At 69.5% G+C, this 12996-nt stretch carries 10 protein-coding genes; all 10 read right to left on the bottom strand.

All coding sequences use genetic code 11. The features are described from left to right. Positions 1-5: 5 nt before the first annotated feature. The 10 genes from P7L68_RS09030 to P7L68_RS08985 all read right to left on the bottom strand — a co-directional run bounded on the left by P7L68_RS09030 (position 6) and on the right by P7L68_RS08985 (position 12976). Positions 6-1082 carry an agmatine deiminase family protein gene (locus P7L68_RS09030; RefSeq protein ID WP_372004311.1) on the bottom strand — a complete coding sequence of 359 codons (1077 nt, stop codon included), beginning with the start codon at positions 1080-1082 and terminating at the stop codon, positions 6-8. A gap of 293 nt (positions 1083-1375) precedes the next feature. Next, positions 1376-2554 carry an acetate/propionate family kinase gene (locus P7L68_RS09025; RefSeq protein WP_372004309.1) on the bottom strand — a complete coding sequence of 393 codons (1179 nt, stop codon included), beginning with the start codon at positions 2552-2554 and terminating at the stop codon, positions 1376-1378. Beyond that, a complete protein-coding gene (locus tag P7L68_RS09020; RefSeq protein ID WP_372004307.1) occupies positions 2551-3954 on the bottom strand; it encodes a bifunctional enoyl-CoA hydratase/phosphate acetyltransferase in 1404 nt (467 codons plus the stop codon). Before P7L68_RS09020 ends, P7L68_RS09025 begins: the two co-directional genes overlap by 4 nt. 134 nt (positions 3955-4088) lie before the next feature. Further along, positions 4089-5156 (bottom strand): Glu/Leu/Phe/Val dehydrogenase, encoded by a 1068-nt coding sequence (locus P7L68_RS09015; RefSeq protein ID WP_372004305.1) that lies wholly within the window; start codon positions 5154-5156, stop codon positions 4089-4091. Between the two features lie 235 nt (positions 5157-5391). Then, positions 5392-5892, bottom strand: coding sequence for a MarR family winged helix-turn-helix transcriptional regulator (locus tag P7L68_RS09010; protein WP_372004303.1), 501 nt, complete (start codon positions 5890-5892; stop codon positions 5392-5394). Between the two features lie 179 nt (positions 5893-6071). Then, positions 6072-7478, bottom strand: a complete 1407-nt coding sequence (locus P7L68_RS09005; RefSeq protein WP_372004301.1) for an SLC13 family permease — start codon at positions 7476-7478, stop codon at positions 6072-6074. Between the two features lie 6 nt (positions 7479-7484). Beyond that, the gene (locus P7L68_RS09000) at positions 7485-8396 is read right to left on the bottom strand and encodes a hydroxymethylglutaryl-CoA lyase (RefSeq protein ID WP_372004300.1); all 912 of its coding nucleotides are present in this window, start codon (positions 8394-8396) and stop codon (positions 7485-7487) included. 25 nt (positions 8397-8421) lie between these two features. Then, positions 8422-10443, bottom strand: a complete 2022-nt coding sequence (locus tag P7L68_RS08995) for an acetyl-CoA carboxylase biotin carboxylase subunit (RefSeq protein ID WP_372004298.1) — start codon at positions 10441-10443, stop codon at positions 8422-8424. A 63-nt stretch (positions 10444-10506) separates the two neighbouring features. Then, on the bottom strand, positions 10507-11304 hold the full coding sequence (locus P7L68_RS08990; protein ID WP_372004296.1) for an enoyl-CoA hydratase/isomerase family protein: 798 nt from the start codon (positions 11302-11304) through the stop codon (positions 10507-10509). A 64-nt stretch (positions 11305-11368) separates the two neighbouring features. Continuing rightward, complete coding sequence (locus tag P7L68_RS08985; protein WP_372004294.1) at positions 11369-12976, bottom strand: carboxyl transferase domain-containing protein; 1608 nt, start codon at positions 12974-12976, stop codon at positions 11369-11371. Positions 12977-12996 lie beyond the last annotated feature (20 nt).

Raw genomic sequence — 12996 nt, 5'->3', positions numbered from 1 at the left:
TCCCCTCAACGGAGGTCGTCGGCAGAGGCGGTCTCGATCAGGCCTGCATCGTCAGCCCGGGACGTCGGGGCGGGTTGCGGCAGGGCCACGGCCAGGCGGGCAAAGCCGCCGAAGGGGGCAAGCGCCGGGCAGGGCACCTGTTCGATCGCGGCAGTGGGCAGGGCACGGGACAAGGCTTTGAGCGCCGCGGCGTCATTGCCGTCCTCGAAGCCCGGCACCACCAGCCGGCGGCCGTCGCGCAGCAGGCTCAGATAGCTTGCGGGCAGCAGCCGCCCGGCCTCGTCCCGCGGCCGGCGCTTCGGCAGAGGCACCGGCACGACGCTCATCGGCATGCCGTCGGCCAGTGTCACCACCTCCAGCCGGCGCCGGGTCTCGGCCAGAACGGCATGATCGGGGTCACCCTCGGCCGCCACGGCCACGGCCACCACACCCGGCGCCAGGAAGCGGACCACGCCGTCCAGATTGCCGGGGCGTTCGTCATCGGCCAGACCGCCCGGTACCCAGACCACCTGCCCGGCCCCGAAGGTCGCGGCCAGGCGGGCAGCCATGGCTTCGCGCGCGGCTTCCTGCCCGCCGAGCAGCGCATCGCTGGCCACCAGCACCCCGCCGCCATCGGCCGCGACCATGCCGGCGCGGCCGTCGATATCGACGATCACCCGGCCCACGGTCCCGTCACCGGCAAGTGCAAGCAGACGGCCGGCGACATCGCAGTCGTCATGGTGGTGGCTGCGGTCGACCGGCCATTCCACCGCACAGGGCGCACCATCGGCGGTTCGCCCCATCGATGGGCGCCGGTCGGCGAAACAGGCAAGGCTTCCCTCCCAGGACGACACCCCTACACCGGCGCCGCAGCGCATCGAGGCATCGGCAAGGTCGCCGGCACGGGCAAGCATGGCAACCCGGGTATCCCGGGCCAGGATCCGGGCGGCCTCGGCGATGGCAAGGCCGGCATCGCGTGGATCACGGATCCCGTCGGCCGCCGACGGCCAGACGGCGAGCCAAAGCCGTGCCGGCTGATCGGGAGCCGGCAGATGGCAGGACGGATGCGGCGGGGCACCCGGATGGGTTGAAATCTCGGACATGAAGGCGTCTCCGCTCCGGGGCGCCGGGATGCGGTCGGGGCGATCCTGCCCGGGCATGGCATGGCCCGCCGGACATGGCCGGGCCGTCAACGCCCGGCATATCGGGCCGCAATCTCCGGCGGAAGGGGGATCGGTCGTCGCTGGTGCGGATGGCGTGCAGCCGGAGTCGGGTGTTCCGGTCATTGCCGGCGGCACGTCTGGTCGTGTCCCAAGCCCCATCCTAGCGCGTGTGGGGGAAAAGGTGCAATCCGCAGCGCACCTTCCCCCTCCTCGCCCCTGCGACTGCCGATCCCCTATCCGAAGATCAGCCGTGCCGTCTCACGCGCGATCACCGCCTCTTCATCGGTGTCGAGTGCCAGCACCAGCACAGAGCTGTCGGCGGCCGAAATCACCGGTCCATGGGCGGCATTGGCGGCCGGATCGAGCCTCACCCCCAGAAAGCCCAGATGGGCGGCGATCCGCGCCCGCATGGCGGCCGAATGCCGCCCGATACCGGCGGTGAAGACCAGCACGTCCAGCCCGCCGATCGCCACCGCCACCGACCCCGCCTCGCGCCCCGCACGATAGGCGAACAGCGCCATCGCCTCTTCGGCCTTCGGGTCATCCGATGCTTCAAGGACGCGCATGTCCCCGGAAATGCCCGAGACGCCAAGCAGGCCGGACCGGGCATTGAGCAGCCGGTCGACCTCGGCCGCGCTCATGCCCCGATCACGGATCAGATGCAGAACCACGCCCGGGTCGATCGCCCCCGAACGCTTGCCCATCATCAGCCCGTCGAGTGCGGTGAAGCCCATGGTGGTGGCCACCGACCGCCGGTCCAGCATACCGCAAAGGCTGGCGCCATGGCCCAGATGCGCCACGATCACCCGCCCGTCGGCGCGCGGGCCCGCATGAGCCGGCAGCACATGGGCGATATGGGCGTAAGAGAGGCCATGGAAGCCGTAGCGCAGCACGCCCTCGTCGCTCAGCTCACGCGGGATCGGCATGGTCTGGGCGATCCGGGGCTGGCTGCGGTGAAAGGCGGTATCGAAGCAGGCCACCTGCGGCAGGGTCGGCCACAGCCGGCGGGTGGCCGCGATCCCGGAGAGATTATGCGGCTGGTGATTGGGCGCCAGCGCCACAAACCCCTCCAGCGCCGCGATCACCGCATCGTCGACCAGAACCGGCGCATCGAAACGGGCGCCACCATGAACCACGCGGTGGCCGACCGCCGCCACCTCGCCCAGGTTGTGGACGACCGCGGCGATCCGGTCCAGCGCCCAGGCGGTCAGCCCGGCATGATCGGCCAGCCCTTCGGGCGGCTGGCCGATATCCTCCAGATGCGCGCCGCGGCCATTGGCCGACGGCCCCTTCAGCGTGCCGATGGACTCAACCTCGGCCCGGCCGATTTCTTCCATGTCCGACACGCGGACGACGCCGAATTTCAGGCTCGACGAGCCGGCATTGACGGTGATGATCAGCTGCTCGGTCATGGCCGGGCCCCGCGATGGACGAAGATCTGCGCCAAGGCCGCCGAGGCGAGGCGGGCGGCGGGGCCGTCGGCCCGGCTGGTCAGCATGATCGGCACGCGCGCGCCCAGCACCAGGCCTGCTGCCTCGGCGCCGGCCAGATGGATCAGCTGCTTGGCGACCATGTTGCCGGCCTCAAGATCCGGGGTGACCAGGATGTCGGCATCGCCTGCCACCTCGGACACGATGCCCTTGGCGCGGGCTGCGGCCTTCGAGACCGCATTGTCGAAAGCGAGCGGGCCGTCGAGCAGGCCGCCGGTGATCTGGCCGCGATCGGCCATCTTGCACAGGGCCGCAGCTTCAACCGTCGAGGCAATCGCCGGATAGACCGTCTCGACCGCCGAGAGGATGGCGACTTTGGGCCGGTCCGTCCCCAGCGCCCGGACCAGGTCGATGGCGTTCTGGACGATGTCGCGCTTGGCGGCGAGGTCGGGATAGATGTTGATCGCCGCATCGGTCACGAAAAGCGGCTTGGGATAGGCCGGCACGTCCAGCGCGAAAACATGGCTCATCCGCCGGCCGGTGCGCAGCCCCGTCACCTTGTCGACGGCGGCGGCCATCACTTCGTCGGTGTGCAGCGCGCCCTTCATGATCGCGGCCGCCTCGCCCTCGCGCACCAGCGCCACCGCCCGCTCCGCGGCAGCATGGCTGTGCGGCTGATCGACGATGCGGATGCCCGAAAGGCTGCGGCCGGCGGCCTCTGCCGCCGCCCGGATCTTGGCCTCGGGCCCGATCAGGATCGGCTGGATCAGCCCGGCTGCCGCCGCATCCAGGGCGCCTTCGATCGAATTGGCATCGACCGGATGGACAACGGCGGTCGCGATCGGCGGCAGCTCGGCGGTGGCGGCCAGCAGGCGGCGATAGACCGGCCGGTTTTCGGGCGCCGCCGCCTCGGCGGCGACGGTCGCCTGCGGGGTGACGACGAAGGGGCGGTCGACCCGCACCTCGGCGGCACGGACCTCGGCGGTGCCGGTTGCAACCATGCGGCCGTCGGCGGTAACCACGGTCGCATCCAGCGTCAGCCGGCGATCCGCGCCCAGCGCGCGGACGACCAGCTTCGCCGTCAGCCGGTCGCCTGCCGCGACCGGGCCGGTGCGGTCCAGCCGCGAGCCCAGAATCTCGGCGCCGGGGCCGGGCAGTTCGGCTGCGATCAGCAGGTCGATCATCAGCCCCGGCAGGGCGGCGAAGGCGGCGACACCACGAAAGCCGGCATCGGCCGCAAGCGCCGGGTCGATATGGGCGGGGTCGATCTCGCGGGCGATCTCGCCCAGCCGGTCGGCAAGCGGCTGGCCTGCCTCGTGAACCAGGCAGGCACTGTCGCCGGGGCGGATGTCCTCGAAGGGTCGGTTGACGATCCTGAGCATGGGAACGGTAGGTTTCCGGGCCTTGTGTGGACGGACGCTTGGCTTGTTGCTTTGCACCATCCTCGCCGGAATGCATGACGATTGCGACCGCGAGTTTTACCCCCGCGACCGATCGGCACACCCCCAGCCCGCATTCAGGCCGCGTCGGCCGCCTTCTTCTTCGCGGCAGCCGCCCGGATGCGCGCCTCGGCCATGGCATCCGCCACCTCGGCGGTGGTGCGGCCGGTTCTGGCCGCCTCGGCGAAGATCCGCGACATGGTGTCGCCGATGCCATGAACCAGGGCCGTGGCCCGCGCCGCGTCATACCCCGTCGGTCCGTGCTCGACCGCGATATTGATCACGCCGCCGGCATTGATCACGTAATCAGGGGCATAAAGCACGCCCCGATCGGCCAGCATCCTGGCATGGCGCGGTTCCGCCAGCTGGTTATTGGCGGCACCGGCAATGATCCCCGCCCTGATCTCGGGAATGGTGCGGTCGTTCAGCACGGCGCCCAGGGCGCAGGGGGCATAAACATCGACCGGCTCGGCATGGATCACCGCCGGATCGACGACGCGGGCGCCGGTGGCGGCCGCCACGCGGTCGGTGGCATCGCGGTGAATATCGGCCACCACCAGCCGGGCGCCGGCCTCGTGCAGCCGCCGGGCCAGATCGGCCCCCACATGGCCCAGCCCCTGGACCGCCACGGTCACCCCGGTCAGGTCGTCGCTGCCGCGAGCATGGGCCAGCGCCGCGCGGATGCCCAGAAACACGCCCAGTGCCGTGAAGGGCGACGGGTCGCCGCTGGTCTCGGCCAGGCCCAGAACATGGCCGGTTTCCCGCCGCACATGGGCCATGTCGTCGGTGCCGATGCCGACATCCTCGGCCGTGATGTAGCGGCCGGCCAGGCTGTCGACGAAGCGGCCGAAGGCGCGCATCATCGCCGGCGTCTTGTCGCGGCGGGCATCGCCCAGGATAACGGCCTTCGCCCCACCGAAATCCAGCCCCGCCATGGCATTCTTATAGGTCATGCCCCGTGCGAGCCGCAGCACATCGGTCACGGCAGACGCGTCGTCCGGATAGGCCCACATCCGGCAGCCGCCGACGCCGGGCCCCAGCACGGTGGAATGGATGGCGACGATTGCCTTCAGCCCGGTTTCGGGATCATGGCCGAAGACCACCTGCTCGTGACCGTCGAACGCGGCACAAGAAAATACGGACATGTTTTCTCCCCTCCGGCCATCTTCCCAAGATAGCCGACTGTCTTCGCCGAAGCGAATTCTGTTGCTGTTGGGAGTCAATCTGTCACCGCGCCGCAGGGCTTTCAATCGCCCTCCGCATGCCTGTCTGAAATAGAGGGAAAGTTGCCGGCCGCCAATTCGGCGTCATTTTCCCTTCGAAAGCGTCCGGAAGAATGGGTAATAAAATTACCTGCCGTGACAGGGGGATTCCGGGCGCTCAGCTCCCGCGATCGGCGATCTCGTCCTCGACCACCTCGGGGTCGGCGCCACGTTCGGCGATGTCGCGATCCAGATTGGCGATCACCCGCACCAGCAGCTCGCGCAGGGCATCGATCTCGCAGCTGGCCAGGCCGTCGATGGCGGCGATATTGGTTTCGGCGGCACAGGGCAGCAATTCGTGGCGCAGCGCCCGGCCGCGATCGGTCAGATAGACCAGGCTGCGGCGGCGGTCATGCACGTCGCGCTCGCGGCGCACCAGACCGCGGCGCTCCATCAGCCGGAGCGCCGTGACCGTCGTCGGCTCCATCATCCGGATGCGCCGGCTGAGGTCGCGCTGGGTGATCCCCTCTTCCTGCCACAGGATGCGCAGGAAGAACCACATGCCCATGGTGACTTCGGTATCCGCCACCCGCATCTGCATAGCCCGCAGATAGGCCCGATGGGCGTCGCGCACCAGATAGCCGATGCTCTCGAACAGCGGGAAATCCGCGCCGGCCATGGCCTGCTCATAGACTTCGGCGGCCGGTCGAGCGCCATGACCGGGTCTTCGCAGATCCGACGACACCATTAGTTGCTTCCAATCGTAAACAATGTCGCATTACGATTGAATCATAACACGGCTATCGCGCCCGCCAAGAGTCCGGGCACGTCCATTCTGCAGTCGGATGGCGGCCTTTCTCAGATCCGGCCGATAATGGTCCACCATACGAGATCAAGCGGCCAGAGCAGCAGCATGGTGGCAAGACCCAGCGCAATCATCGCCCGTGCCGCCGGGCCCTGGCCGATGCCTGCCAGGCCGAGTGCCACGATCACCGGCGGCGACTGATAGGGCAGCAGGGCGGTGGAAAAACCCAGCGCCTGGGTCATCAGCACGGTATCGAGCGACAGCCCGGTCGCCTCCGCCAGACGGCCGGCCAGCGGTGTCAGGATCGCCGGCGTTCCGTGCAGCGAGCCCAGCAGCCCGACCGCCGTCGAAATCAGCCCCAGCTTGTAGACATTGATCGCATCCGCCCCCGGTTCGAAACCGGCGAGATCAATCATCACACCGCCCATGGCATCGCCCAGCCCCGCCGCCGAAATCACGGCGCCGAGCGACAGCATGGCGGCGATGAAGATCAGCGTGCCGACCGGCAGGCCGGTGCGGATGAAGTCCGCCGGCACCAGACGCAGGCCGGGGGTCAGGATCAGGGCCGCAGCCGAAAGGCCGACCCAGGCCGGCTTCAACCCGTGCAGCCAGTCGGTCGCCCAGAGCACCAGCGTTGCGCCCAGGATCAGCGCCAGCCGGCCCAGCGCCCGCGGATCGGCCGCCGCACCCGGCGCCATCGCGCCGGCCTCCCGCGGCGGCGGGGCCGGAAACAACCGCACCAGCAGCACCACCAGCAGCACCGCCTTCAGGATGCCCAGCACCGGGAAATGCAGGGCCAGCCAGCCGCCATAGCTGAAATGATGGTCGTAGAGCGTTTCCGCCGCACCGGTCAGGATCATGTTCGGCACATTGGCCGGCAGGATCCCGAAGGGCGGAAAGAAGGTACCCAGCGCCGCCGCCATCACCAGCCCGGTGCGGCCGGGATGGCCGGCGTCATATCCCGCACGCTCGGCCAGGGCCAGCGCGATCGGCACCAGCAGCGCCACCCGCCCCACCGCTGCCGGCACCAGAAAGGCGAGCAGCACGCCCGCCGCCACCATGCCGGCGATCAGCGCCGCGTAAGACGTGCCGAACACACCCGCCGCCTGGCGGGCCAGACGGTCGGCCAGCCCGGCATGACGCGCCGCCGCCCCGAAGACGAGGCCCGAGAGCACCAGCCAGAAGGCCCCGGAATGGAAGCCCGAGAACACCGTGTCGGGTGGCGCCACACCCAGAATGGCGGCACCGGCGAAGAACAGGATCGCGGCATAGGCCTCGGGTGCTGCCGCGGTCGCGACCAGCACCAGCATGGCGAGGGCAAGCCCGCCCGCCTGCCAGGCCGGGGCCGCCGCCCCGAAGATCCCGGGGGCGATCACGGCAAGCAGAAGCCCTGCCGCCGAGACGATCGGCGGCAGGGCGACTGAAATCAGGGTCGACATGGCGCGGGGGGCGGAGGGCACGGCCGGTCAGGCAGCCTCGCATTTCGCACGCAGCGCGCGCGACACCCGCCCTGCCGGCGGCCGGCCCAGCTGGTCCGAGATGAACCAGCCGACCTGCAGCACCGCATCGAAATCGACGCCGGTGCGGATGCCCATGCCGTTCAGCATATAGAGCACGTCCTCTGTCGCCACATTGCCGGTCGCCCCCTTTGCATAGGGGCAGCCGCCGAGGCCTGCGACCGAGGCATCGACCACGGCGATGCCTTCTTCCAGCGCCGCCAGGATATTGGCCAGGGCCTGGCCATAGGTGTCGTGGAAATGCACCGCCAGCCGGTCGCGCGGCACCACGGCCGAGACGGTGTCGATCAGCCTCTTCACCTTGCCGGCGGTGCCGGTGCCGATCGTGTCGCCCAGCGAGACCTCGTAGCAGCCCATCTCGTAGAGCGCCTTCGACACCTCGGCCACCTTCGCCGGGTCGATCTCGCCCTCATAGGGGCAGCCGAGCACGCAGGAGACATATCCGCGCACCTGGGCACCCGCCTCGCGGGCCCGCTCCACCACCGGGCGGAAACGTTCCAGGCTTTCGGCGATGGTGCAGTTGATATTGCGCTTGCTGAAGGCTTCGGATGCGGCACCGAAGACCGCAACCTCGTCGGCCCCCACCTCCAGTGCCGATTCGAGCCCCTTCAGATTGGGGGTCAGCACAGGGTAACGGGTGCCCGGCCGCCGGGTCAGGCCACGCATCACCTCGGCATGGTCGGCCATCTGCGGCACCCATTTCGGGCTGACGAAGGCGGTCGCCTCCACCGCCGGCAGGCCGGCCGCGGCCAGACGCTCGATCAGCTCGATCTTCACGGCCGTGGGCACGACCTCCTTCTCGTTCTGCAGGCCGTCGCGCGCGCCGACCTCGACGATCCGGACCTCGGAAGGCAGGGCCATGATCTCGTCCTCCGTCTGGAATTGCTCAGGCTTTGCTCTCGGCCGGGGTGAAGGCGATCAGCTCCGCCCCGTCCTCGACCAGATCGCCCGCGGCATAATGGACCGCCTCGACCGTGCCGTCGACCGGGGCTGCGATGGTGTGTTCCATCTTCATCGCCTCCAGCACGATCAGCGGCGTGCCCTTGGTGACCGCGGCACCCGCCTCGGTCAGCACCTGCACCACCTTGCCCGGCATCGGCGCGACCAGCCGGCCGCCGCCCGCCCCTTCGTCGCCGGTGAAGGCGAAGGGGTCGAAGCGTTCGACCGCGGCATGCTCCCCCGCCGCCCAGACATGGACCCGGGCACCGGCCTCGGCGACCCGGGCGGTGAAGCGGTGACCGTCCAGATCGACGATCATCCGGCCATCGGCCTCGATGGTCGCGCGGACCGGCCGCTCCGGCCCCTCGCTCACCGACACGCCATAGCCTGAGGCATGGAAGTGCACGCGTACCGCAATCTCGCGCTCGCCGTCGCGGAAGTGGTCATCGACATGGCTGACCGCATTCATCCGCCAGCCATCGGCGATCGCCCAGGGGCTGTAAGGATCGCTCGATGCCGCCGCCCGTTCCGCCGTGGCACCGGCCAGCACCAGCAGCCGGTAGAGGGCTGCGGTCGCCAGCACCCGGTCGGATACCGGCACCGGCCCGGGCAGCAGATCGGCGCGGTGGCGCTCGATGAAGCGGGTGTCGAGCTCCGCGGCGGCGAAGGCCGGATGGGCCGCCACCCGGCGCAGGAAGGCGAGATTGGTCTTGAGGCCGGCCACCTCGTAATCGGCCAGCGCCGCCTGCAACCGCCGGATCGCCTCGGCCCGGTCGGCGCCGTGGACGATCAGCTTGGCGATCATCGGGTCGTAATGGATCGAGACCTCGTCACCGGCGCGGACGCCGCTGTCGACCCGGACCCCCGGCCCCACCGGCGGCACCAGATGGGCCAGCCGGCCGGTCGCCGGCAGGAAGTCGCCATCGGGATCCTCGGCATAGAGCCGGACTTCGATCGCATGGCCGTTGATGGTCAGCTCGTCCTGGGCCAGCGGCAGCGGCCGGCCATCGGCCACCTGCAGCTGCCACTCGACCAGATCCTGGCCGGTGATCGCCTCGGTCACCGGATGCTCCACCTGCAGCCGCGTGTTCATCTCCATGAAGTAGAAGGCGCCCTTGCCCTCGGGCGAGGCGTCGACGATGAACTCGACCGTGCCGGCACCGACATAGCCGATCGCCTGGGCGGCCTTCACCGCCGCCTCACCCATGGCGCGTCGGGTCGCCTCGTCCATACCCGGCGCCGGGGCCTCTTCCACCACCTTCTGATGCCGGCGCTGGATCGAGCAGTCGCGCTCGAACAGATAGACGGCATTGCCGGCCTGATCGGCGAAGACCTGGATCTCGATATGGCGCGGCGTCACCAGGTATTTCTCGATCAGCACCCGGTCGTCGCCGAAGCTCGCCGCCGCCTCGCGCTTGGCGCCGGCCAGCGCCGCGGGGAATTCCGCCTCGGAATGCACCGCGCGCATGCCCTTGCCGCCGCCGCCGGCGGTGGCCTTGATCAGCACCGGCCAGCCGATCCGGCGGGCTTCCGACAGCAGCAGCTCCGGATCCTGATCCTCGCCGTGATAGCCGGGCACCAGCGGCACCCCGGCCTTTTCCATGATCCGCTTGGCGGCGCTCTTCGACCCCATCGCCCGGATCGCATCGGCGGGCGGGCCGATGAACACCACCCCGGCCGCGGCGCAGGCCTCGGCGAAGGCGTCGTTTTCGGACAGGAAGCCATAGCCCGGGTGGATCGCCTGGGCGCCGGTGTCGCGGGCCGCCTTCAGGATCAGATCCGCCTTCAGATAGCTGTCGCGCGCCGGTGCGGGCCCCAGCAGCACCGCCTCGTCGGCCATTTCGACATGGGCGGCGGTGCGGTCGGCCTCGGAACAGACCGCCACGGTGGCGATGCCGAGCCGGCGGCAGGTGCGGATCACGCGGCAGGCGATCTCACCGCGGTTGGCGATCAGGACTTTGCCGAACATGCGTGTCGGTCCCCGGTTCTGAAGTCTTGGCGTGAAGGACGGAAAATCTGTCTGGGCCGGGCGTCAGCCACGCCAGGAGGGCGTGCGCTTCTCAAGGAAGGCCGAGAGCCCCTCGCGCCCCTCGTCGGAGGCGCGGCGGTCGGCGATGCGGGCGGCGGTATCGGCCACCAGCCTGTCGTCGATCGGCCGGCCGGCCACGGCGAAGGCAAGGTCCTTGGCGGCGGCCATGGCCTCGGGGCCGTTGGCCAGCATCAGCTGCACCAGCCGCTCACCCGCCGCTTCCAGCTCCTCGGCCGCGACCACCTCGTGGATCAGCCCGATTTCGCACGCCCGGTCGGCATCGATCGCCTCGGCGGTCACGAACAGCCGCCGGGCCCAGCGCAGGCCGATTGCGTTGATCACATAGGGGCTGATCACCGCCGGGATGATGCCGAGCTTCACCTCGGTCAGGGCAAATTTGGCCCGCGGGGTGGCGATCGCGATGTCGCAGGCCGCAACCAGCCCGACGCCGCCGCCATAGGCCGCCCCCTGTACCAGGGCCAGAGTCGGCTTCGACAGATCGTTCAGCGCCCGGACCATGTCCCCCAGCGCGCCGGCATCGGTCAGGTTCTCGTCCCGGCTGTACCCGGCCATGCGCCGCATCCAGTTCAGGTCGGCACCGGCCGAGAAGCTCTTGCCCTCGGCGGCCAGCACCACCACCCGCACCGCGGGATCGGCATCCAGCGCCCGGAAGATCCGGGTCAGCTCCGCGATCAGCTTGTCGTCGAAGGCGTTATGGATCTCGGGCCGCGCCATGGTGACGCGTGCGACACCCCGGTCATCGGTCGAGACGACCACGGCAACGGGAGAGGTATCGGTCATCGTCCGGGCATCCTCGATTGGCTGTCTGGCAGGGACGGAGGCTGGCGGGGAGAGAGGGCGTCCGTCACATGCGGAACACGCCGAAGCGCGTCTGCTCGATGGGCGCGTTGAGCGAGGCGGACAGCCCCAGCCCCAGCACCCGGCGGGTATCGGCCGGGTCGACGATGCCGTCATCCCACAGCCGCGCCGAGGAATAATAGGGATGGCCCTGCACCTCGTACTGCTCGCGGATCGGCGCCTTGAAGGCGTCTTCCTCGGCCGGATCCCAATCCTGGCCGCGCTTTTCCATGGCGTCGCGCTTCACCTGGGCCAGCACGCTCGCCGCCTGCTCGCCGCCCATCACCGAGATGCGGGCATTGGGCCACATCCACAGGAAGCGCGGGCTGTAGGCTCGGCCGCACATGCCGTAATTGCCGGCGCCGAAGCTGCCGCCGATCAGCATGGTGAATTTCGGCACCTGGGCACAGGCCACCGCGGTCACCATCTTGGCGCCGTCCTTGGCGATGCCGCCGCTCTCGTATTTCCGCCCGACCATGAAGCCGGTGATGTTCTGCAGGAACATCAGCGGAATGCCGCGCTGGGCGCAAAGCTCGATGAAATGCGCGCCCTTCTGGGCCGATTCCGAGAACAGGATGCCGTTATTGGCGACGATGCCGACCGGATAGCCGTAGAGATGGGCAAAGCCGGTGACCAGCGTCGTGCCGTAAAGCGCCTTGAACTCGTCGAATTCCGAGCCGTCGACCACGCGGGCGATCACCTCGCGCACGTCATAGGGCTTGCGGGAATCGCGCGGGATGATGCCGCCCAGCTCCGACGGGTCGTAGGCCGGATCACGGGGCCTGGCCAGCGCCAGCGAGGCGGGCTTGCGCCAGTTCAGATTGGCGACGATCCGCCGGGCGATCTCCAGCGCATGGGCATCGTTCTGGGCATAGTGGTCGGTCACGCCCGAGGTGCGGGAATGCACATCGGCGCCGCCCAGATCCTCGGCCGTCACCACCTCGCCGGTGGCGGCCTTCACCAGCGGCGGGCCGCCCAGGAAGATGGTGCCCTGGTTGCGGACGATGATGGTCTCGTCCGACATCGCCGGCACATAGGCGCCGCCTGCGGTGCACGAGCCCATCACCACCGCGATCTGCGGGATGCCCATGGCCGACATATGGGCCTGGTTGTAGAAGATCCGGCCGAAATGTTCCTTGTCGGGGAAGACCTCGTCCTGCTGCGGCAGGTTGGCGCCGCCGCTGTCGACCAGATAGATGCAGGGCAGCCGGTTCTGCATCGCCACTTCCTGGGCGCGCAGATGCTTCTTCACCGTCATCGGGTAATAGGTGCCGCCCTTGACCGTGGCGTCATTGGCGACGATCACGCATTCCACGCCCGACACCCGGCCGATGCCGGTGATGATGCCGGCGCCCGGAATGTTTTCGCCATACATGCCGAAGGCCGCGAACTGCGACAGCTCCAGAAAGGGCGAGCCGGGATCGAGCAGCGCCCGCACGCGGTCGCGCGGCAGCAGCTTGCCGCGTGAGACATGGCGCTGCCGCGCCGCCTCGCCGCCGCCCGCCGCAATCCCGGCGACCTTGGCCTTCAGGTCGTCGACCTGGGCACGCATATGGGCGGCATTGTCGCGGAACTCGTCGGAGCGGGTGTTCACCGCGCTTCTGATCTGTCGCATGGCAGGCAGGTTCCCGGACG

The sequence above is a fragment of the Tistrella mobilis genome (assembly GCF_041468085.1).
GTDB lineage: Bacteria > Pseudomonadota > Alphaproteobacteria > Tistrellales > Tistrellaceae > Tistrella > Tistrella mobilis_A.
This window is presented reverse-complemented; position numbering and strand designations above follow the sequence as displayed.

Bases quoted from the DNA above. Each gene is read 5' to 3' on its own strand.
- P7L68_RS09020 (WP_372004307.1), bottom strand. From the start codon at position 3,954: ATGCTCAGGATCGTCAACCGACCCTTCGAGGACATCCGCCCCGGCGAC.
- P7L68_RS08995 (WP_372004298.1), bottom strand. From the start codon at position 10,443: ATGTTCGGCAAAGTCCTGATCGCCAACCGCGGTGAGATCGCCTGCCGC.
- P7L68_RS08990 (WP_372004296.1), bottom strand. From the start codon at position 11,304: ATGACCGATACCTCTCCCGTTGCCGTGGTCGTCTCGACCGATGACCGG.
- P7L68_RS09030 (WP_372004311.1), bottom strand. From the start codon at position 1,082: ATGTCCGAGATTTCAACCCATCCGGGTGCCCCGCCGCATCCGTCCTGC.
- P7L68_RS09000 (WP_372004300.1), bottom strand. From the start codon at position 8,396: ATGGCCCTGCCTTCCGAGGTCCGGATCGTCGAGGTCGGCGCGCGCGAC.
- P7L68_RS08985 (WP_372004294.1), bottom strand. From the start codon at position 12,976: ATGCGACAGATCAGAAGCGCGGTGAACACCCGCTCCGACGAGTTCCGC.
- P7L68_RS09025 (WP_372004309.1), bottom strand. From the start codon at position 2,554: ATGACCGAGCAGCTGATCATCACCGTCAATGCCGGCTCGTCGAGCCTG.
- P7L68_RS09015 (WP_372004305.1), bottom strand. From the start codon at position 5,156: ATGTCCGTATTTTCTTGTGCCGCGTTCGACGGTCACGAGCAGGTGGTC.
- P7L68_RS09010 (WP_372004303.1), bottom strand. From the start codon at position 5,892: ATGGCCGGCGCGGATTTCCCGCTGTTCGAGAGCATCGGCTATCTGGTG.